General features: G+C 43.9%; 34 protein-coding genes and 1 pseudogene. 27 read left to right on the top strand and 8 right to left on the bottom strand.

Annotation, left to right across the window (positions count from 1 at the left end; all coding sequences use genetic code 11):
• Positions 1-7 precede the first annotated feature (7 nt).
• From IDJ76_RS14385 to IDJ76_RS14300, 20 genes and pseudogenes are all read left to right on the top strand, one after another.
• Positions 8-913, top strand: coding sequence for an ATP-binding protein (locus tag IDJ76_RS14385; protein WP_191164030.1), 906 nt, complete (start codon positions 8-10; stop codon positions 911-913).
• Between the two features lie 5 nt (positions 914-918).
• A complete protein-coding gene (locus tag IDJ76_RS14380; RefSeq protein WP_191164029.1) occupies positions 919-1,551 on the top strand; it encodes a hypothetical protein in 633 nt (210 codons plus the stop codon).
• The gene (locus IDJ76_RS14375) at positions 1,548-1,940 is read left to right on the top strand and encodes a hypothetical protein (RefSeq protein WP_191164028.1); all 393 of its coding nucleotides are present in this window, start codon (positions 1,548-1,550) and stop codon (positions 1,938-1,940) included. The genes IDJ76_RS14380 and IDJ76_RS14375 overlap by 4 nt, the downstream gene beginning before the upstream one ends.
• Positions 1,937-2,227: a hypothetical protein gene (locus IDJ76_RS14370; RefSeq protein WP_191164027.1), complete on the top strand. Its 291-nt coding sequence runs from the start codon at positions 1,937-1,939 to the stop codon at positions 2,225-2,227. The genes IDJ76_RS14375 and IDJ76_RS14370 overlap by 4 nt, the downstream gene beginning before the upstream one ends.
• A complete protein-coding gene (locus tag IDJ76_RS14365) occupies positions 2,224-2,607 on the top strand; it encodes a helix-turn-helix domain-containing protein (RefSeq protein WP_191164026.1) in 384 nt (127 codons plus the stop codon). Before IDJ76_RS14370 ends, IDJ76_RS14365 begins: the two co-directional genes overlap by 4 nt.
• Positions 2,597-2,902, top strand: a complete 306-nt coding sequence (locus IDJ76_RS14360; protein WP_191164025.1) for a hypothetical protein — start codon at positions 2,597-2,599, stop codon at positions 2,900-2,902. Before IDJ76_RS14365 ends, IDJ76_RS14360 begins: the two co-directional genes overlap by 11 nt.
• Positions 2,899-3,546: a DUF3164 family protein gene (locus IDJ76_RS14355; protein WP_191164024.1), complete on the top strand. Its 648-nt coding sequence runs from the start codon at positions 2,899-2,901 to the stop codon at positions 3,544-3,546. Before IDJ76_RS14360 ends, IDJ76_RS14355 begins: the two co-directional genes overlap by 4 nt.
• Positions 3,546-3,734: a hypothetical protein gene (locus IDJ76_RS14350; protein WP_191164023.1), complete on the top strand. Its 189-nt coding sequence runs from the start codon at positions 3,546-3,548 to the stop codon at positions 3,732-3,734. The genes IDJ76_RS14355 and IDJ76_RS14350 overlap by 1 nt, the downstream gene beginning before the upstream one ends.
• A gap of 7 nt (positions 3,735-3,741) precedes the next feature.
• Positions 3,742-3,951, top strand: a complete 210-nt coding sequence (locus IDJ76_RS14345; RefSeq protein ID WP_191164022.1) for a hypothetical protein — start codon at positions 3,742-3,744, stop codon at positions 3,949-3,951.
• Positions 3,952-4,482: 531 nt separating this feature from the next.
• Positions 4,483-4,668, top strand: a complete 186-nt coding sequence (locus IDJ76_RS14340) for a hypothetical protein (protein WP_191164021.1) — start codon at positions 4,483-4,485, stop codon at positions 4,666-4,668.
• A complete protein-coding gene (locus IDJ76_RS21015; protein ID WP_262892225.1) occupies positions 4,661-4,792 on the top strand; it encodes a hypothetical protein in 132 nt (43 codons plus the stop codon). Before IDJ76_RS14340 ends, IDJ76_RS21015 begins: the two co-directional genes overlap by 8 nt.
• Positions 4,793-4,797: 5 nt before the next feature.
• Positions 4,798-5,487, top strand: a pseudogene (locus tag IDJ76_RS21250) (DNA cytosine methyltransferase); the annotation flags it as partial.
• An 82-nt stretch (positions 5,488-5,569) separates the two neighbouring features.
• A complete protein-coding gene (locus IDJ76_RS20835; RefSeq protein ID WP_224746340.1) occupies positions 5,570-5,746 on the top strand; it encodes a hypothetical protein in 177 nt (58 codons plus the stop codon).
• Positions 5,747-5,777: 31 nt separating this feature from the next.
• Positions 5,778-6,122: a DUF4406 domain-containing protein gene (locus tag IDJ76_RS14330; protein ID WP_191164019.1), complete on the top strand. Its 345-nt coding sequence runs from the start codon at positions 5,778-5,780 to the stop codon at positions 6,120-6,122.
• A 4-nt stretch (positions 6,123-6,126) separates the two neighbouring features.
• Positions 6,127-6,516 (top strand): hypothetical protein, encoded by a 390-nt coding sequence (locus tag IDJ76_RS14325; protein WP_191164018.1) that lies wholly within the window; start codon positions 6,127-6,129, stop codon positions 6,514-6,516.
• A gap of 4 nt (positions 6,517-6,520) precedes the next feature.
• Positions 6,521-7,108 carry a hypothetical protein gene (locus tag IDJ76_RS14320; RefSeq protein WP_191164017.1) on the top strand — a complete coding sequence of 196 codons (588 nt, stop codon included), beginning with the start codon at positions 6,521-6,523 and terminating at the stop codon, positions 7,106-7,108.
• A gap of 1 nt (position 7,109) precedes the next feature.
• Positions 7,110-7,493: a hypothetical protein gene (locus IDJ76_RS14315; RefSeq protein WP_191164016.1), complete on the top strand. Its 384-nt coding sequence runs from the start codon at positions 7,110-7,112 to the stop codon at positions 7,491-7,493.
• 3 nt (positions 7,494-7,496) lie between these two features.
• Entirely contained in the window at positions 7,497-7,730 is a 234-nt protein-coding gene (locus IDJ76_RS14310; RefSeq protein ID WP_191164015.1) for a hypothetical protein, read from the top strand.
• A gap of 15 nt (positions 7,731-7,745) precedes the next feature.
• Complete coding sequence (locus IDJ76_RS14305; protein WP_191164014.1) at positions 7,746-8,330, top strand: hypothetical protein; 585 nt, start codon at positions 7,746-7,748, stop codon at positions 8,328-8,330.
• A gap of 2 nt (positions 8,331-8,332) precedes the next feature.
• The gene (locus IDJ76_RS14300; RefSeq protein ID WP_191164013.1) at positions 8,333-8,812 is read left to right on the top strand and encodes a DUF1643 domain-containing protein; all 480 of its coding nucleotides are present in this window, start codon (positions 8,333-8,335) and stop codon (positions 8,810-8,812) included.
• A gap of 9 nt (positions 8,813-8,821) precedes the next feature.
• Here the strand turns inward: IDJ76_RS14300 and IDJ76_RS14295 are convergent, their stop codons facing one another.
• Positions 8,822-9,136 carry a hypothetical protein gene (locus tag IDJ76_RS14295; protein ID WP_191164012.1) on the bottom strand — a complete coding sequence of 105 codons (315 nt, stop codon included), beginning with the start codon at positions 9,134-9,136 and terminating at the stop codon, positions 8,822-8,824.
• A gap of 256 nt (positions 9,137-9,392) precedes the next feature.
• Between IDJ76_RS14295 and IDJ76_RS14290 the strand changes: the two genes are divergently transcribed.
• Positions 9,393-9,611: a hypothetical protein gene (locus IDJ76_RS14290; protein WP_191164011.1), complete on the top strand. Its 219-nt coding sequence runs from the start codon at positions 9,393-9,395 to the stop codon at positions 9,609-9,611.
• On the opposite strand, the gene IDJ76_RS14285 is transcribed toward IDJ76_RS14290, so the two are convergent.
• The 7 genes from IDJ76_RS14285 to IDJ76_RS14255 all read right to left on the bottom strand — a co-directional run bounded on the left by IDJ76_RS14285 (position 9,612) and on the right by IDJ76_RS14255 (position 15,727).
• Positions 9,612-10,055 (bottom strand): hypothetical protein, encoded by a 444-nt coding sequence (locus IDJ76_RS14285; RefSeq protein WP_191164010.1) that lies wholly within the window; start codon positions 10,053-10,055, stop codon positions 9,612-9,614.
• Entirely contained in the window at positions 10,052-10,585 is a 534-nt protein-coding gene (locus IDJ76_RS14280) for a phage virion morphogenesis protein (RefSeq protein ID WP_191164009.1), read from the bottom strand. Before IDJ76_RS14280 ends, IDJ76_RS14285 begins: the two co-directional genes overlap by 4 nt.
• Before the next feature lie 92 nt (positions 10,586-10,677).
• Positions 10,678-11,655, bottom strand: coding sequence for a CdiA C-terminal domain-containing protein (locus IDJ76_RS14275; RefSeq protein ID WP_191164008.1), 978 nt, complete (start codon positions 11,653-11,655; stop codon positions 10,678-10,680).
• Between the two features lie 332 nt (positions 11,656-11,987).
• The gene (locus IDJ76_RS14270; RefSeq protein WP_191164007.1) at positions 11,988-13,292 is read right to left on the bottom strand and encodes a phage portal protein family protein; all 1,305 of its coding nucleotides are present in this window, start codon (positions 13,290-13,292) and stop codon (positions 11,988-11,990) included.
• A 13-nt stretch (positions 13,293-13,305) separates the two neighbouring features.
• Positions 13,306-13,758, bottom strand: coding sequence for a hypothetical protein (locus IDJ76_RS14265; RefSeq protein ID WP_191164006.1), 453 nt, complete (start codon positions 13,756-13,758; stop codon positions 13,306-13,308).
• Between the two features lie 2 nt (positions 13,759-13,760).
• A complete protein-coding gene (locus tag IDJ76_RS14260) occupies positions 13,761-15,290 on the bottom strand; it encodes a hypothetical protein (protein ID WP_191164005.1) in 1,530 nt (509 codons plus the stop codon).
• Positions 15,290-15,727, bottom strand: a complete 438-nt coding sequence (locus tag IDJ76_RS14255; RefSeq protein ID WP_191164004.1) for a helix-turn-helix domain-containing protein — start codon at positions 15,725-15,727, stop codon at positions 15,290-15,292. The genes IDJ76_RS14260 and IDJ76_RS14255 overlap by 1 nt, the downstream gene beginning before the upstream one ends.
• A 127-nt stretch (positions 15,728-15,854) precedes the next feature.
• Here IDJ76_RS14255 and IDJ76_RS14250 point away from each other — a divergent pair, with 127 nt between their 5' ends.
• The 6 genes from IDJ76_RS14250 (at position 15,855) to IDJ76_RS14225 (ending at position 19,952) form a co-directional block, all read left to right on the top strand.
• Positions 15,855-16,823, top strand: coding sequence for an HK97 family phage prohead protease (locus IDJ76_RS14250; RefSeq protein WP_191164003.1), 969 nt, complete (start codon positions 15,855-15,857; stop codon positions 16,821-16,823).
• A gap of 58 nt (positions 16,824-16,881) precedes the next feature.
• Positions 16,882-17,838: a phage major capsid protein gene (locus IDJ76_RS14245; protein ID WP_191164002.1), complete on the top strand. Its 957-nt coding sequence runs from the start codon at positions 16,882-16,884 to the stop codon at positions 17,836-17,838.
• Positions 17,839-17,916: 78 nt separating this feature from the next.
• A complete protein-coding gene (locus IDJ76_RS14240) occupies positions 17,917-18,426 on the top strand; it encodes a phage holin family protein (protein WP_191164001.1) in 510 nt (169 codons plus the stop codon).
• A 2-nt stretch (positions 18,427-18,428) separates the two neighbouring features.
• The gene (locus IDJ76_RS14235) at positions 18,429-18,944 is read left to right on the top strand and encodes a lysozyme (RefSeq protein WP_191164000.1); all 516 of its coding nucleotides are present in this window, start codon (positions 18,429-18,431) and stop codon (positions 18,942-18,944) included.
• Positions 18,944-19,420: a hypothetical protein gene (locus IDJ76_RS14230; protein ID WP_191163999.1), complete on the top strand. Its 477-nt coding sequence runs from the start codon at positions 18,944-18,946 to the stop codon at positions 19,418-19,420. The genes IDJ76_RS14235 and IDJ76_RS14230 overlap by 1 nt, the downstream gene beginning before the upstream one ends.
• Positions 19,421-19,538: 118 nt before the next feature.
• Complete coding sequence (locus IDJ76_RS14225; RefSeq protein ID WP_191163998.1) at positions 19,539-19,952, top strand: hypothetical protein; 414 nt, start codon at positions 19,539-19,541, stop codon at positions 19,950-19,952.
• Positions 19,953-20,018: the final 66 nt, after the last annotated feature.

Genomic DNA, 20,018 nt, shown 5'->3' with positions numbered 1-20,018 from the left:
TAATTAAATGATACAAATAACCGACGAATTTAAAAAGAAGATAGTTGCTGCCTTAATGGAAGCAAGGGCACAATACAGTGGTTTTGACACCACATTCGCAAATAAGTATGGCATTAATGAAGCGGTCTTTAGCACTTTAAAAAGCGGCAAAACAGACAAGCTTTTATCCAATGGCAAGTGGTTAACAATAGCACGCCTGTTGGACGTTAAAATGAATGACAAGAAATGGCACCTTGCCGAGACTGACGTATTTGTGACAATCAAGGAGGACGTGCTTTTCTGCAAGCAACATTCTAAAGCCCGGATATACGTTGATGAGTGCGGTATAGGCAAAACGTTCACAGCTAAGTATCTATGCCGTTCGCTTATCAACTGTTTCTATGTAGATGCATCCCAATGCAAAACCAAGCAGGCCTTTATTCGTGAGATCGCCCGGACTATCGGTGTAGACCACAACGATAGATATGTCGAGGTAAAAGCGAACATAAAATACTGGCTTACAATGGTACCGGAGCCTATAATTATTGTCGACGAGGCAGGAGACTTGGAGTACAACGCATTTTTAGAATTAAAAGAACTATGGAATGCCACGGAAAATGTCTGCGGCTGGTACCTGATGGGAGCTGACGGCCTGCGCAAGCAAATCGAAAAAGGTATTCGCAATAAAAAAGTAGGGTATCGTGAGATATTCAGCCGATTTAGCGAAAGCTATTCATCTACCGTACCGCAAGGTCGAGAAGAGAGAATCGCATTCCATAAGAACTTGATTGAACAGGTTCTAATCGTCAATATGGAAGATACAAGCCAATTAAACGATATCGTAATCAAATGCCTGGGTAATACAAAAGACCTCAAAAAGGAAACCATCGGCGGCTTGCGCAGGGCAGAAAGTCTTTTACTATTAAACGACTAACAGGCATGAAGAGGGCATTAACAACGCAAAACCTCTTCGATATCAAGCATGATGTATTTGAGTTGGAGGGGATATGGAAAAAAGCGATGGGCGAGCCGGAGCGACACGGGTCTTGGATGATTTGGGGAAGAGAGAAAAACGGCAAGACCTGGTTTGCTCTCCTCCTCGCGCAAATGTTAAGCGGCATCTTAAAGGTGCATTATATCAGTGCCGAGGAGGGCACGGGTAAGGCCTTTGTAGACAGCTTAAGACGTGCAAGGATCAATCCTTTCAACGAACAAATACAATGGCAGAGATACGAAAGTATCGAAACCCTTTACGTCAGGCTGAAGAAGAGAGGCGCACCGAAAATAGTAGTGATCGATAACATAACAGTTTACACGAAAGAATTGAATAACGGAAAATACGAGAAGCTGCTAAAGGATTTCCCAGACGTGCTTTTCATCTTCCTCGCTCACGAAGAGAAAGGTGAGCCTTACACTGCAAGCGCGAAGCTTGTGAAAAAACTATCAAAGCTGATCTTTTATGTGGAGGGGCTTACGGTAAGCGTAAGTGGCCGTGTTGAAGGTTGCAAATTAACGATTGATGAAGAGCGGGCCGCGCTCATTTACGGCCAAAAAACAATGAATGCCATATGAAAACCAAGGAGCTGATCATTAAAAGAACCCACATCGCACTGGTAAGAGCGGAAAACAACAGCCAATTGTCGGAGGTATGCGAACTGCTTGAATGGACGGAAGAGCATTACTGTAAACATCAGTTTTATCAGTATCAGATGTTCGTAAAAAGCCTTTGCGAGGGATGGCCGGCCGTACGGTTTGAGATTGAGTACTCGCCGCTATTCAGAGGGTTTTTTAACAACGAATGGAGTAGCCGTAATGATACTGACTTCCTGCCATTTTCTTATGACTGCAAGTTCGATGTGCCTTACATGCTGGAGGAGTATCTGTTTATTCACAGCTATAAGCGGCTCTTGAATGACGAGCTATTCATGATGCGATTTGAACACGTGAGGGCGATGATATGACTATAGAAGAAACCATCATACTGGTAAAAGCGGTAACCGGTGTTCAGGTCGATCAGCTTAAGCGAAAAGAAGCCGAATACCCAACGTTTGCGCGACTAATCGCAATAGTGTTGATGGACGAGGAGAACTATGCGAATACCGCAATCGCCACTGCATTAACGCTTACAAGAAGCCATACGCACAGAGCCTTGAACCGTGCAAGTGAGCTGCTAATTACTAATAAACAATTTAAAAGGATGTACCTGTCATGCATCGAGGCCATGACAAGACTGGAGGAGTCAAAATGATATACTGCCAACCAACTATGTATTTTATTGAAAGAGTAAGGCTGACAGTGCCTAAACGGCCACTAAGGTTACTCAGCTACGATGATATATCATCAGTAGTGTGCGCCCATTTTAATGTATACAAACGCGGCTTAATAGGCGCAACCCGGATGCGTACTTATACCGATGCGAGGCACATGGGTATGTATCTGATGAAAAAGTTCGTGCTGAAAGCAACCGTGAATACAATCGGCGAATATTTCGGACGGGATCACTCAACAGTAAGCGTGTCGATGGCCAAGGTAGAAGACCTTACCGATACAGATAAAAAGTTCAGAGAGCATTACAATAAACTCTTTACCAAGCTAATGATAATGGAAGGAAGAGCAAATGACAATTAAACTAACCTATCAACAGGCGGTGGCACTTAAAGAGGTTTTTGATAAAGTAATCATACCCGAAGTGCCTTACGATATGGCCGAGAGCCCTTTAAAAGACATCATGACTTCGGTTTATAAGAAGCTGCGAGCGCGTCTTGAAGCCAAAAAAAAAGACGGCTACAGCATCAGCTTAACAGACATCGAAGGCAAAGCTTATTACCTGTATTTCCAAAACCGGCACCTCGGTACAGGATGGACTTACGAAGAGAATTTAATCACACAGCAAATCAATTTATTAGATAAAACATACGCATGAGCACATTAACAATTCAACAACAAAAACCCGCCGATAAGATTTGGCTTGACGAAGAAGGCACAACTATTCCTTACGCACGTATCACACAGTTCGAGCGTAAAAGGGAGGTCAGCATCTTTAAAATGGCTAAAGATGCCTTATTAATCAACGACAAATTATCTTCTTTTAAACAGTTCATCAAAACAACCTGCGAACAGCTTTACAGTGAGTTCTTAGCCTCCAATAATGGCAAGATACAGGGTAAAGGTAAAGGCGGTATCACACTTTACAACTTTGATCGCAGCATCAAGGTAGAGGTATCGATCAACGAGCCGATCCACTTTGACGAAAGCTTTATCAAACTGGCCAAGGCCGAATTAGACGCAATTTTTGCCGACGAGCTGGAGAGCGCATCGGCGTGGATCAGGGATATCATTAGCGATGCCTTTGAAAAGAACCGTGGCGAGTTAGACACTGACAAGGTATTGAGTCTTAAAAAACATGCCTCACGCGTTCCTGCACACATTAAGCCCCGCTATGATAAGGCAATGGGCTTCATTGATCAGGCTATCAACCGCCCTACAAGCAAAGAGTATTACCGCGTGTGGGTGCGAGGGGATGACGGCCAGTACAAGAATATTCAACTCAATTTCTCATCGATATAATGGAACGCGAGAATAAGGTAATGAACCTGTTGGCAGCGGCATGGAACGCCTGGAATGACGTTGCAGATGATCCGGATAAAACCGTACACCCTGACGACGAGGCCGACTTCAGAAAAGCTATACACGATGCACAGCGGATTGTTGCGACAGTCCGCTGTAGAGATACCAGTCCAGAACTTTTTAAATAACAATAAAATGCCAATAAAAATCGAAGTAAACGGAATTCACACAGAGCTACGCCCAAAGTCAACGCTCTTAACCACTATCAACGCCATGATCAATGATGCTAACAGAAACCTGGCACAAGGTCAAACCAAGAATAAAGCAAAGCGCAGGGCCGAGGAAAGTACGATATCCTTTTTCGGCAGTATTAAGCATTACCTGGAAGGGGGAGCTGAAGTATGATGACTTGCAAAAAATGCGATGCGCTATTAACCACTGATCAATTAGACACAGAGATAGTGGACATAGGCGGAGAAAGCTTGATCGATATACAAGTCGTGTGCGGGGAGTGCGGCACTAAGCACTTCACCTTTCTTAATGTCGATGACCTAACAATTGACGAGCGATAATCTGGTTTGGAACGATCCCGGTTCGATACCGGGGCAGGTTCGATGGTAATAATGCCACAATTAAATAATAATAAAATGATTTTCACACAAGAACAAGCTAACAAGGAATTTAGAAGTAGTGTTTGATGATGCGACACCTAAAATTATAACAGAAGATTGCCAAATCATAGCTGTTAAAGTAAACACACACCAACTTAATACAAGGCAGTTAAAGGAGCTTTCAGCATTAGTTATCGACTTCGATTGCGATATACAAGTTGGGCGGTCTGGGACAGGCGTGAGTATTCACTTTAAATAAATTTAACCCGCTTGGAGCATGGCAGGGGTTCGTTTCCCCTGCCGGGTTCTTAACCTAATTAACTACATGAAAGCATCAACTAAAATCATCCTACTGGCCATCGTGCTATTTATCATTACATACGGCTTGCTGTTTTACTCGCCGCTCTTCCGGTGGGTTTACATGGCCGTTCAGGGTGGCTTTATCACCCTGCTTGTAATAACTATCTGTAAAGCTATTAAAGAGTTCAAGGGAGGGCTTAAGCATGACTAACGCACAATACAGGGTAATACTCATTATCGTAGCTATGGTACTGACCTTTTTAGTGGTTTGGTGCAAAGTGAGCGAAAAGGCCCGCATCAATTACAACCTCCAATATCATTCAGAAATAAAATAAAAAATGTGGATAATACCTTCAAATCACCAACTATCATCAGCTTTTGCACAGGAGGTCGTATGCTCGAAAGAGGGCTTGAACGAGCTATCGGAAATGTTACCGTTGCGACTTATGTGGAGATCGAAGCCTTTTGCATTTTCAACTTGGTTGCTCAGATGGAAAAGGGTTTGGTGGATGCGTCACCTATATGGACGGATGCTAAAACCTTTCCGGCACATAGCTTTCACGGAAAAATACACGGAATTATTGGCGGATATCCCTGTCAGCCATTTAGCACAGCCGGTAAGCGACTTGGCGAAGATGACCCCAGACACCTTTGGCCGTATTTACAATCTCATATCAACTCAATTAGACCTGTTTGGTGCTTTTTCGAAAACGTCGACGATCACTTGTCATTGGGATTTGATACTGTTTACAAAGACTTACGAGCATTGGGTTACAGAGTTGAAGCAGGCATATACAGTGCGCGAGAAGTTGGCGCACCACATGAGCGGAAACGGCTCTTCATACTTGCAGTGGCCGACAGCTATTGCAAGTTCCGGAGATTATCAAAATGTGAATCGAGACAAGCGCGGCCGGTCAAAAGGGATTGCGTTGAAATTGACGGGGGCAGTAAAAGCTTGGGCTACACCGAAAGCTTCATACCGGGGCGATTGTCCGTCAGAGAGGGAACGAAAAAGCCCGGATTTGAGGACAATGGTGAAACAATATCCGACTCCAGTTGCATCGGAAGCTACCAAGTGCGTGAAAGGAGACAATCAAAACAGCTTAACACGAATGGTACTTCGCGGAGAGTTGAAAAATGGCCTGCCAGGCCTGGAGAACAGCAACACGAATGGGAACACCCCCGCATCGTTGAATCCGGCGTGGGATGCACAGTTAATGGGTACAACTTTAGAGAAGATCTTCTTCGGATGCTCGGAAACGGAGTTGTGGAACAAACAGCAGAATTAGCATTTATAGACCTTCTTAAAAAACACAATATATGATCACAGAAATTCAAAACATCGCCGCCCGGCTGGCAGAAAACACACAAGACAAGCCCGTGATCTACGTGGCTGGTAAGGTTACGGGAATGGACTATTCGGAAGCTTACAACAACTTTAAAGTAAAGCAGATCGAATTGGAGGAGAAAGGCTACTTCGTACTCAACCCCTGCGATCTGGTCGCGTCTGATCTGAATAACTGGAAAAGAGAAATGAGGGTAGCTTTAGTTGCTCTTGTATGTGCAAGGTATTTGGCCCTGCTTCCAAACTGGTATTTAAGCCCAGGCGCAAAACTCGAACGCTCTTTAGCAATGATTTTGGGGATTAGCATAATAGCAGATTAACAACATGGTAATATCATTCAACAAAAAATTTGTAGAGCCAATTCTAACAGGTTCTAAAATTCACACGATCAGGGAAGATGCCAAAGGACGTTGGCGGCCAGGCATAACCATGCACATGTACACAGGTGGCCGCTTTTCCAAAGAATACCGACAGTTTATTGAAATGGATTGCCGCTCTGTGCAGGACGTGTACATGACTTACTATAATGGTAAGCTCGAGGTATCGGTAGATGATACCCTGATTTATGGATATCCTGAACGGAACGAATTTGCAATTAGTGACGGCTTTGCCGATTGGGAAGATTTTGAGAAATGGTGGATTCCAATATTGATGAATGACCCTGAACTAAAATATAAGGGCAGAGTAATTCATTGGACAAATATTAAGTATTGATATCATGAAAGTTGAAGCTACAGTCGTTCTTGATAGTTTTAATCAAATTAAGTTTTTGTTGACAGGTATTGCCGAAACCATTAGAAGTGGCGATGATGGCATCGAGGACAGCGTAGAATCGCAGGCAAAAGATATCAGAACGATTATTAACACGTTCGTTATAGATCACCTAACACCAAAAGATAAAACTTCCAAAGAACATCGATTTTTGGCTGAGTACGAGCGTCTAAATCACCGTACAGAAAGCTTTAACGATAACATCATGTTAGTTAAGGCAAAGCTCTATTTGTATTTAAAACGGGAATTACACAAAGTAGATATCCCTATAACGTTGCCTGAGTATGAGGCACATAATTTTATCTATAACGCACTGATACTCGACAGCGGCAATGAAGGATGGTTTTTTGATGACGTTCTAAGGCGAGGTGCCGAGTCAGCCTTAGAATTAATAGTTAAAGAGCTTTACGAACAAAGACGAAAATTCCCACAACTGGCCATGACATTAGAAACCCCAAAATACGTTGCTACAGATCAAAATTTACATGATAGATTAATTGAAGATAATTACGAATTACCAGATTTCTTTAAATAAAATGAAACGCAATTACTCACAACTATTTGCCATCTGCAAAAAGAACCGATTAGAATACAAAGACGTTGTTTCTGAATTCACAAAAGGCCGTACGGAAAGCCTGAAAGCTTTAACGGATCCCGAGTATAACGAGCTGATGCGGCGCATGGCCAGATACAATACACCACCGCCCGGCGATCAGCAACGCAAAAAGATGATAGCCATTTGCAAGCTGATGCATAAAGGCAAGCAAACCGCCGAAATCTTGCAGATAATTGACGAGTGGCTGTTAAAACAGAAGTACGAAAAACCGCTTATGCAGCTCGACCTTCAGCAGCTTGGCATTATGGTCAATATTTACGAAACAAACGTTTACCCGGACTATTTACGGGGATTAAATAAATAAATTATGACAGAAGAAAAACCCCTAAGTGATGCAAAAAGTGAAGCATTACTTTCAGAATGGATAAATGTTAAAGATAAATTACCTGCCAACGGCCAGGTGGTCAAAGCTCGTACAGTCGTAAGCTCCGGCGATCAAATCGTATTTTACAATAGTAAATTTTTTCATCGATTTATCAATAAATCTGATATAGAGGATTACGTTGACATCGAGTATAAAGATGTTGTTCAATGGTCTTGATAACGAGGATATAAAATGATTACCAACTACACACTTACCTCACCAAAAATAACCGGCAGTATCGAATTGCAATATACTGCCGGTATTTTAACCTGCATTTCAATAGCAATTAAACAGCCTTTAAATGATGTTCAATTCAATACACTCTTATCATCTGTACCGCAGAGCGAAAAGGACGTGGAGAACCTTAAACTCTTACGTTTGACGGTTGAGCCTGCCATGCCTGCAAATAAAAAGCTTGCACTGTTCTGCAATAAGTACCTGGAGCATAAAGGCATTAAATACATGGTAAGCGCAGCCGATAGCGGCAAGATCAAACTGATAAAAATTGATGCCCCGATATTGGATAGTTACTTCACATCAAAGAACTTTCTGTTTGCCAATAAGCATACGGTTAGTAATCTGGTAAGGAATTATAACGAGCTGCTTGCCGAAATCGCCGCAGGCCCTAAATCAACACACCCGGATTACTGGAGTGTAAAGCATTTTGAGAAATTGGACAGCAAGCAGCAAAGCGACTATATAAAGCACCTGCATAGCAAAGGCCTTAAAGCGGTTTACGACCGAGCCGGTAACGTCAAAGATTATATTAAAAAATAAGTATGGATTTATTTGATGACAACAGTCGTTCTGCCATATTCAGCCCTTGCGGAATGTACAGATATTTATTATTTCGACATTGGAACCGTGAAAAGCCTTTTGTGATATTTATTGGGTTGAACCCCTCCACGGCAACACAATCAAAAGACGATCCCACCATTAGGCGTGTGAAGAAACTTGCTGCTGATTGGGGTTACGGTGGTGTTTGTATGATGAACCTTTTCGCGTTTATATCACCTTACCCTGAAGACCTTAAAACCTGCGCTGATGCAATCGGAGAAAACAACACGTATTTAAGAATGGCTTGTGCTTTAGGCGTAGATGTTATTTTTTCTTGGGGTGCGTTTGACGTTAAAGATCGCGCATCCGAAGTGATAAAAATGTTTCCTCGAGCCAAGGCACTTATAATCAATAAAGACGGGAGCCCGCGCCATCCATTGTATGTGCCGGGCAATGTGAAGCCGGTAAATTATAATCCTTAAATCAAATTTCTACTTCTCCTGCTTATCCTTAAACTTGTAATAAGTAAACACCCGGTCAATAAAACTTTTCGTTTCGATGCCGAATTTGTTTTGCCGTTCCATGCGGGACTTGATCTCGTCTTTTGGGTCTGAAAGTACACAGTGTATAAAGTTTTCCGATCTGTTACCGTATTGGATAATATCCACGATAGCAAACTCTTCAAATTCTTCCGGTGTAAACCACTGGTTAGAACCCCTGTGATGAATCCATAGGTTGTTAAATTTCGCTTGCTCTACAATTTTCTTTGCTGTAGTTTTTCCGTCAAAGTTGATTGATGTCCCCATAACCTATTTACTAATTATATTAGCAAAACTAATAACAGTTTTTTAACTTTGGAACATGATTTTAAACTTTAATTGCTGCCCGGAGTGTGGCGGTAAGCTCACAGTGATAGATAATACAGGGAAAGATAAGATATACGAGTGTGAGGGCTGTAAATCCCTCCACGAGGCAAACAAACCTTACAGGCAGCTTTTTAGTAAACTATTACCCTGGAATGTGTTGCAAATAAATTGAACGGGCTATGGTATTTTTGTATCAATGGCCTACAATAACAAAAATCATTTAAAGCATGTAGCGCACGTCCTGTCCGTCTACAAAGAATTAAAGGAGGCGGATATCCCTGATACCCGTATTGTTAAAAAAAGACTGCCTGAGCGTAACATTCACATCAGCTACCGAACCCTGATGTATTATAAAGGAATGAAGCCTTCTGAATTGAACCCCGAACAATTAAACCTGTTCGCTCAGGCAGTTTAGTTACTCTTCTGCTCCCAGATCTAAGTAACTCGTCGTATAAGTCATTCGCCTAACCTGCAAACTATCCCTTCGCGTTTCCTTTACATCACTTTGCCTGCTAAAAGTATCTAACTCGTCATCAGCATAGCCCTGTAACTTTTTGTAAACGGCATCCGGCACATCGTTGTAAGCCAAGCTGCGCATTACTGCTTCGACCGGGGCTTTGTTAGATGTTTCCGTTTTAGCCAGGCTATACCAATACCTGATCACTATAGCGACTTTGACCATCTGGCGGGTATCTGAAATGTCCTGCGTGCTGATCACGTTGATGGTAATCAGCGCACAGTTCGGCGGCACGCTTGGTTTCGTCTCATATTCATCAAGCTCCCCGTTATCTTCAGCTATCCAACTAAACAGGTTAAGCTCGTTTAATAACTGTTGTGTTGTTAAAAATGGTATTTTCATTTTCTAAATCCTTTAAATGCTTTAATGAGTTCGCGCCTTACTACTTGCTTCATTTGATATTCAAATGCGGCGGTATGGCCTATAAATTGCCGTTGTGGCATCCGGTAGCTATAAGCCTTAAAGCTCATGCCTTGCCCGTCTGTAGTGCCTTTTTTAAACTTCCCTTTTTTAGTCCCCTTAACAAAGCGGTTACGAACGAACGTCTCTGATCGCGCAGCTCTACTGATTTCGCCACCATTGTTGTGCACGGCCATATAGCCAACGTCAGAACCGATGGTGACCGAATTAGCGGTAGTGCTGATAATGCGGATGCTGCGCCGCCCGCGACCCGATTTAACAAGTATCGAGCGGCTCGTATCTTTCTTGCTTTTACGCGCCTGCCACGGTTTGCCCTCCCAGGCTTGCTTTCTGAAAGCATCCAAACTATAGTTTACAGCCTCGTTACCCAATATAAGCGGCAGCTGTTGTACAACTGCGGCTAACCTGGCCCTGATCACTCCGAAGGCTAACGCTCCCTGCTGTTCGCTCATGTTTGCTTTTATTAAAATAATTACCTTACATTTGTATTGCAGGGGCCGAGTACCTCTGCGCAGTAAGGGCTAAGGATTAATTTCTTTAGCCCTTACTCATTTTTACCTCTTACATATTCGATGTATTCACCATCGCTCGTCACAAAGCCCACCTCGTTTAACCCGGCCACATTTTTAAACCTGTCTGCGGCTGCTTGCTTCAATAATGCAACGTCATAATCTTCTTCCAATAAAACGATCACCCTGTCGGCCTGCTGCGCACCATTGGCTATGTTCCGCAATAGCTTTTTATAAGTAACCGGTTCGCCAGGCGTTTTGATCTCAGTGTATTTGCCATCAAAAAGCATATCGGGGTTTTTGCCTGCCTCCACTTCCGGTAGCAAAGCTTTGCGCAAACTCGTTTCTTTTGCATAAATCTCCGGCAGGAGATCGATCGTATAGCCTTTATCGGTAAGCGTTTTGCCGATCTTGATCAATTTATTTAAATCAGGACTATTCGCAATTTCGGTTTTACGGTTTACCGTAAGCTCCGTGCCATCGGTGGCTTTATACTTCACGATGTATTGATCCTTAACCGGCATATACAGCGTTGCATTATTGATCACGTGGGCCGGAACATCGGTATAGTACGCATGGCCCGGAGGGAAGATCACACCGGTGACCCCTACGTTATTCTCAAATATAGCACCCATTTTTTCAGGGTAAACGATATCCTTATCAGCGGTGATCTTACCGTCACGAACCTGCCTTACTGTACTACGGCAATTAAAGTGATTTGGCGGGTAATACTTCAGCCAGAATGGGTGATCGACCGGCAGGCGCACTTTGTTTAACGGCGGGCATATTGTAGAGCTGTGATCATCCAACACCGCATCAAACTCAAGCAGCGGGAAGGTGTCTTTTTGCTCCTGTATCGTTTGCCACTTACCCGCCATCTGCCCTGAAGCTAAAGCGGTATCATATTCCGTTTTTAACCAGGTTAAATGCTTGCCGGTTATATTGCGGGCTTCTATCTGGAATTCTTTAAAGTCACGGATGGCACCGTCTGGCCGTACAAGGGCTTTACTCATATCCCGTAACTGGGTATGCGTTTTAGCCGCGCTGAATTGCCAAACGTTATTTTGTAAAGCAGTTATGGTTTTATAATCAGGCGTGTCCCAATCAACGCCAGCTAATTTTTTACCATAGCCCTCAAATACCGCGTTTTCTAACTGCTTACCATACGTCCTGATCAGGAGCGGGTCGGAGTCGGGTGCGGCCTTCGCTTTAAATATTTGATCGATCAGGTTATCAATGTGATCCTGATAGTCTTTGGGTGCATCGTCAATAATTAGCTGTAAGGTGTTGTGCCCGCAGCAATCGGTATATAGATCATAAAGCCGGTCTTGCAGCTCTTCAAACTTTAGCCCACCAAGCCCGCTCCCGCATTTAAGCGCTGACGGGCCTGCCCAAAAAAATCATTGTCGGCTAACAGGTCTGCTTTTAATTTTTGCTTATCTTTTTCTTTAGAGGGCTGCGTTTGTTGCCTTACCGCTGTGATCGGGATGCCGAACTTCTCCTCAAACCATTTCGGGTCGATTTCGTAATATTCGAGGGTCTTGATCACCCGGTCAAAGAGCTGCGCGGTATTTTCTGACGGCACAAAACCGAAAGTCAGATCGCCCGTAAGTAAGCCATGTTTTTTAAGTGCCGGTAAAATAATGTTATTCCAATCCTCGGCAATCATCGCGCTATCGCTTTGTACCAACAAGCTTAACATATCCTGCGCGACCTCGTCTTTCGACCTGCTCCCGTTTTTAGTGTCCTGCCCTAAGATAGCCCCGACAATCAATAAGCCCAGATTATTACAGCACGTGCCGTTGAGGCTGGCATACACATCGCCATTGGTATTTACAGCAGCTTCGGCAAAGCCGAACTCCTCCTCCTCGTCAATAATGAACCAACTGGCCGCACCCATGTCCTTCATCATCTTGGTGGCGCGGGTCATCATCTTTTTATCCTGCGTGTTGGTTTTTAACCAACGCGGCGGGATGCCGTAAATCTCGCATAACTCGCTATGGCAGCTTTCGGCAAAACGTTTAAACAAAACGTACGGCACGGCCTTGTTCAGCAACGGCATATCCTTATTCCAGAATTCTAATATCCAGGTGCCGAACTCCGGCATGTCCCGATAGGCGATCTTCTTGCTGTCATCTGCGTAGTCAGGATAGAACAAACCTAATTGCGGTACAAAGTTGGTACGTGGTATCAGGTCACCGATCATGTACTTGCGCCCCTCTATGGTCTGGCCAATACTCAGCTCTACCTGGCTGTATTCATAAAACAGCTTTTCATGCGATTTGCGCGTTAAAAAGCGATAGATAGGCATATTCTTTAACAGCTTGCTTTGCTCGTCGTCTACATCGCCATTTAGCTTAGTTAACCTGATATCGAGTGAGAAGATCTGTTGCATCCTGTTTTCAACCTGCGAGGTCAAAAAGGCATCCTTCATGATATTAGTAAGGATGTTTTGCAAGGCGAAAGTTTTAGGATCCTGCGAATAGTAAAGAGCCTCGGCCTCTTTCCAGTCTTTAATGTCAAGACGCGTTTGGAACGTGCTCTTCAGATCATGGGGCAGAAAGTTTCCTTTACGGTTAGTATTGGTATCACTATTTGCAGATAAGTTCCATGCGGCAATTGCAGCCGTGGCCCGTTGCATTAAATTCATATTAATTAAGGTTTTATTCGTGATTAAATTTAGGTCTGCTACCCATCTGAAAAGGCAACTCATCTTCAGGTGGCTCAACGGTGATGCGCGGCAGTGTACGGCTATTTATTTCTCCCGCTCCAAGTTTCTTAAGGTAAGTTGTTGATCTATCGTACCTGTCTTTTGCCTCTTCATATTCAAAGCCTGTGTTACAAAGTATCAGCAAATGCCATATCGCAACTATTTTGGTGTTTGCCATCATCAGCGCGTTACGGTTTGTGCCGGTCGCATTGAAAATAGCTTCCACATCATAATGCGGCCTTCCGTCATCCCACTGCTTTTTATCATTGGGAACAAAGTAACCGCTGACCTCTTCGATTGCGGCCTCAATTGCTTGGTCAACCAATGTGTCGTCATTGGCTGTAATGGTGTCCAGTTCATACATCCGTATAACCGAACTAAAATCTGTTTTCTCTAAAAATGCCATATTTAATGATGTCTGTCAGCGCGTTGCTCCGAAGCGTAGTCGCTGTCTTCTTTGGTTGATCGTTTTTGTATTTTCCAGACTGCACCCTCGAGCGCATCCGGGCCGTCCATCGTTTTCGACGTTTCATTCACGGCAAGCATCTGCTCTTCCATCCGTGTCATGTGCGGGCTGTTTTTAAGCTCTTCGCTAAAGATCAGATTGCCCTCCCTGTTGATCGGCTCGAGCGTTCCATCGATTCGGAAGAACTTATCGGGCTTCTTCCGCCTGTCAGGCGTGATCGGCGGACGGTCGTTGCGTTTACGCTCCTTTGTCCGGGTCTTAATAAGCGGCTGGATCACCTGTGTGTAGAAAGGGTCTTGCAGGCTGTTATTTTCGATGTAGATTTTCTTAGGATCGACATCGTGGCGGTCAAGGTAGTCTTCAGCTTCAAAGAGCCAATCGACAAAGCCACTGTTATTGATCTGATCAACCCGAAGCCAGTACACGAAATATTGATAGTTTTTAAACCCGACAATAACAATAGACTTGTGACTTGCCGCGCTTTTTACCCCGCCGTTTTTATCAGAGGTCGACGGATCGCTATAAGCAACCACCATATCACAACGATTAATTTTAGGGGGCTTGCCGTAGGTGATCTCTTTGAATGTGCCGCCCTCTATGATCGGATTATTCATGTATTCCTTCTGGAAAGCGTTTGAGCTAACCGTCTTGCGAATACGTGCGATCATTTCAGGGGTGTTCTTTGCCCATGTGCTATTGCCAAATTTGTCTATGATGTTGATGACATCGTGCTTATCAGCTTTGTTGGCCAGTTCGGTTACACAGCAATATTTCGCAATGATGTTTCCACAAACGATGATCATTAGTGGGTTAGAGATAGAACGCGTTGGAATAAGGGCCTCTTCAATCCACTTGATCTTGATTTTAATTCGCTCTTTATTACGGCACTCTTCGTCAGTGTCGATATCATCGATCAGGATAACATCAGGCCTGAAAGCATCATTACGTGTACCACGTGGCGACTGTCCCGCACCTAATGCCCGGAACGCTGCGCCGCCTTTTGTCTTGAACTCGCCCGCTTCCCAACTGCCGATGGTTTGCTGCACACCATAATCGTTGATGATCCGGTCGTTTAGTTCCAGTATGGTTTTATAAGGTAATAGCAAACGAACGGCGGCATCGTAAGTACTGGACACCATCAGGATATTCTTCTTTTTACCTGTCAATACCAGGTAAAGAACTTCCATCATGGTACGGCCTGATTTGGACAGCTCCCTTGCCCATGAGCGCACCTCGTACCATTCGGGGTTGGCTAAAACCCTTTTAGTAGCGGCTATATGAAATGGCGCAGCCTCGGAGGTGTAAAAGTTAGGGAGGTAGAATTTAAACCACTGTTCAGGGTTTGCTTCCAGTTTGGCAATACGCTTGCGTTTTTCTAAAGGCGTTTCGTTAAGGTCTACCGGTGTAGCCTTGTACATATTATCCCTGAAGGTTTCCCACTCAGCCCAGAATTTCTTATCAGCTGCGGTCATTACTTCATTTTGGTTTGGATGAACAGATCAAAGAACACGGTAACCTTTTTAGCCAATTCGATATCGCTACTGCCTACGTAGCCAATAAAGGCCCTGGCAACCTCTATCGTTTCCCCAACAGAGGTTTGTATTTCAAGTTTTTTGATAGCGTTGGCAAGCTGTATAATAGTATTCCCCTCCTTGCTTGTGGCGGCTTTGTTATCGCGTTTAGAAATCTCTGTGTTTAGAAAATCTAACTGATCATAAAGCATGTTTAACTGGTTTTGTCTTGTAGTTAGCAGTGAGCGCTTAAGGTTCTTCCAGCCTCCCTGCTCGATCCAGCCGCTTAAGGTCTTCTCCGTAACGCCAACACGCGCCGCTAAATCCTTCTGACTGATATTTTCAGAGAGGTACAAAACCTTTGCGTATTCCCGTTCCTGAGTCTTCTTTAATGCCATAAAACTTGTTTTATGGTAGCAAAAGTGTAGTTAAACAGACTGGTATTTAAATAGTTGTGCAACCCTTGCGGCGTTATTTGAGTAACCCTAAAGATGCTTGCATCTTTGGTTTAACAACAACGAACAAGTGGCAGATAAGAAACTAAAAACCTTTGTAGCAAATGATGAAAATGTAGTTAACAGCTATGGTTTCCGCGTCCGAAACGCAGGGCTTAACTATGACCGGTTTGATCAAAACCCGGTGATGTTGGATGGCCACATCAATCAAACGGAAAGCGTACGTGGCAACTGGCTTAATCGCCGGGTAGAAGGTGCGCAGGTTTTGATGGATGCCAATTTTGATATGGATGATCCGACATCGGCCATATTAGCCGGTAAGGTTGATCGTGGTTTCGTCAAAGGTGCATCGTTTGGTTTAGGCATCGATTACAATGACGCCGAAGATTGCTTTGTTCGTCAGCCAGACGGTATTTGGGATCTCGTTAAAGCCGAGGTAATGGAATTATCCGTTTGTGGCGTACCAAGCTTGTCAAGCGCGCTTGCTCTTTATAACAAGAATACTGGGGAGTTAATAGCGGAAGATGACATTAAGCTATCACTTCAAAACTTATCAGCAAAAGAATCAAAACTTAATAATCCAAAAATGGAAAAATTCAAATTATCCGCCGCCTGTCTGGTGGTGTTAGTGGCGCACGGATTAACCAACGCCGAGAGCGAATCCGATGTGAATGCATCTATAGAACGGCTTAACCTGGCATTGACCGGCGCAAAAAGCCAAAACGAGACCCTGCAAAAGGAATTGGATGCTACATTGAAATTACAAGCGGAAACGCTGGTAGATGGAGCGATACTGGAAGAGAAGATTTTAGCGGGTGAGCGCGAAGACTATATCGGTCTGGCTACTACCAACTTCAAACTTGCTGCGAAGCTAATCGGCGCAAAGCCAGGTAAAGTAAGCCTGAACGCTAATGTTGCCAATACCACTTTGGGAGCCGATATTCCTAAGACGATTGACGATTTTGAGAAATTGAGCTACGAAAAGAAGCTTGCTTTCCAAAAAGACCACAGAGAGGCTTACGATAAGTTATTTGAATAAGCTGCCTTAAAATAAAGATTTAATACCCCTATTAATTTACACTAAATAAAAAAACATTATGCCTGCCAATTTCCCTGGATTATGGTTAAAGAGGGTTGAAGCCAATTTAACCCGTGCCGACCGCGCCCCGTGGCTCAATGGTATTACTGAACTTGACGTGCCAGTTATCGTATCGGGTTCAGGTGATATAAGTGAGTTAAACCTTATTCACATCCCGACCACAGATTTTGAACCGGAAGTATTTATCAACAATACAGCATATCCGCTGGCATTGGTTGACTATACCGACGATGAAGTGATCGTTAAACTGGATAAATACCAAACTGCGCAAACTTCCATTAGTGACGATGCAATTATAGGATCGTCTTATAATAAAATCGATGCGGCAACGACCTCCCACACGACTGCCATACTGAAAAAGAAATACAGCAAAGCTATTCACTCGATAGCCCCGGCAGGTAACACCGCCGCTACGCCTGTATTAGTTTCTACTGGCCGTACTGGTAAGTTTAAAGCTGATGGCACGGAGATCATCAAAAAGACACCGGGTGGCCGCTTGATGCTGACTTACCTTGACCTGGTTGATTTCAGAGCGGCTTGTGTTGCAGCTGGCTTCGATATGGACGGCGTAAGGCTGGTATTGTGTGATGATCATTGGAATGATCTGTTAGTCGACCGTGAGAACTTCGGAGATCAGTTGGTGAATTATAAGTCAGGTGAGGTTGCTCCCGTAATCTTAGGGTTTAAGATTTACAATTATGTAAATAACCCTAATTATAACGGTACTAATAAGCTTGCTTACGGCGCAATCCCAACGGCTACGCAATATAAAGCGTCTATTGCTTTCCAGGAAGCCAACATTGCTGTAAAGACTGGCTTAACAAAGCAGTATTTCAGCATAGCTTCAGGCGATACAGGTTCGCAAACCAACAAATTAAATTACAGGCATTACTTTATGGCCGTGCCGAAACGATTGAAATACATCGCAGCCATCACGTCAGGTATTGCTGCTTAAGCCCGATAACCTCCAAGTATAAAATAGATCCAAACCATCACCGCCCCGCAAATCGCGGGGCGGTAATTAAAACAAGCAATGAACCACTTTACCCGCCTATTAAAAACCTTTGATTATCACTCTGTGACCGAGTTTATGTTGAGCATGGCACCGAGCGGTAAGTACGGGTTTACTTCTCAATTGCTGATCATCACATTTAGTTGGACGGTAGTAGACAAGGTTTTTGGTTTAGATCAGGGTGGTTTTGTTGCCTTGCTTGTAATATTCGTTACAGAGCTGTTTACAGGCATCTGGGCGGCAAGGGTTAGACAGGAAACGATCAGTAGCATAAAACTATCACGGTTCAGTCTGAAGGTAGCCTGTTACCTGGTGATGATCGGCGTAAGCTATTCGCTTTACCGGTCATTCATTAAACATGATGAAAACGCTGCCGGATGGGCTTTTAACTGGCTGCATATTGCATTGGTTACGCAGGTCGGTTTTGAGAATACAATCAGCATACTCGAGAACGTAGCGACCATTAATGGCAAAGAGAAAGATGCCATTGTAACCAAGATCACCAATAAGTTTAACTCTTTTTTCAATTAAGCATGATACAGATAGCCATACCGTTAGTAACCGCTTTCAAAAACACCGCTACAAAAGCATGGGCGGTTGATCAGAACGACAAAGACCTGATCGGAGGACAGGAAGGCCTGCGGTTAAAAGCATACCTGGATATAGCAGGTGTACCAACTATCGGTTGGGGTAATACCAGGTACCAGAACGGCACACGGGTAAAGATGGCTGATACCATTAGTCGCGCGCAGGCCGACGAGCTATTGCTCTTTAAAATGAAAGAATTTGAGGCGGATGTTCGCCGCCTGACTAAAGTTGCTATCAATGACAACCAGGGCGCGGCATTACTTAGCCTTATCTACAATATCGGTGTAGGTGCCTTTGCAGGCAGTACACTACTTAAAAAACTAAATGCCGGTGATTACGCCGGTGCATCTGCCGAGTTCCTTAAATGGAATAAGGTGACCCAAAATGGTTTGAAGGTAGTTTCTAAAACGCTTACCAACAGACGTACAATTGAACAAGCATTATTTAACAAAGCAGCATAATGAAAACATTTTTTAAAGTAGCATGGGCAGTTATTACAAGCCTTTTTGCATCCAAACCGAAACCCGTATCAACTGACGGCATCCCTGATGGAATCAGCATTGCAGAAGTTGAACATGCGATCGTGATCGTTAATAACGTTCGTGCGGCAATGGCTTCGCCACTGGCCGTAGTGATCACCGACCTGATACCAGGTACTATTGACAATACGATAAGGGAACAATTGGTTAAGCAGCTGCCTGTTGTCAGCGCGGGGCTAACCTATGCTAAAAACTTGATTGGTAAGTTTCCCGATGGCATGGTATTAAACTCTGCATTAAATACGGTAAAGGAAAGCGATCAGGCAGATCAGGACGCATTTGCCCATAACCTGGCAGCTCGTATGCTAATGATTGTTACAGGTGGCCGCATCAACTGGAGCAATGCAGTTATGGCGGTAGAATACTATTTCAAGAACCTTTATTTAAAAGCCGTTTAAAGCGCAATTAAACAATATTTAAACAGCGGGCAGGTCAAACACCTCGAGCCATTGCGGCCTACCTATTGTCATTCGGGCCTTGCGCCGCTGTTTTCAATTTAAACTTCAAAAACCCAATATGAATAAAGAAAAGAACACCGAGCGCGCTAAAGAGATTTTTGGTGCGTACGCGGACAAAGACACGGTATATTTTACCAGTGATGGCCAGGCATTTTTAAGCGATAGCGATTGCCGTAACCACGCCAAAAACTTAGTAGATAAGCAAACTATGAGCCTGGAGCGCATCGACGTTATGCCCAGTACTGATAGCGAGGATGATGAGACGGATCTGGACGAGAAAGAAGAAGGCCTGACTGAAGCGCAGATCGAGGCGCAGAAAAAAGAAGACCGCCAGAAACTCGAAGCCCTATACGCCGAGGTGATCGGTGAAGAGGCCAATCCCGACAAAAGCGATACGGTGCTAAAGACCGCCATCACTAAAAAGCAAAATGCCGACAAAGCGAAAGCCTCGGCAGATGCCGACAAAGCCTAAACATTAATTAACTACCTGCCCTCGCTCATACCGAGGGCAGGTTAATAAAATACACCTACTCAATCA

Source organism: Mucilaginibacter glaciei, from assembly GCF_014773245.1.
GTDB lineage: Bacteria > Bacteroidota > Bacteroidia > Sphingobacteriales > Sphingobacteriaceae > Mucilaginibacter > Mucilaginibacter glaciei.
This window is presented reverse-complemented; position numbering and strand designations above follow the sequence as displayed.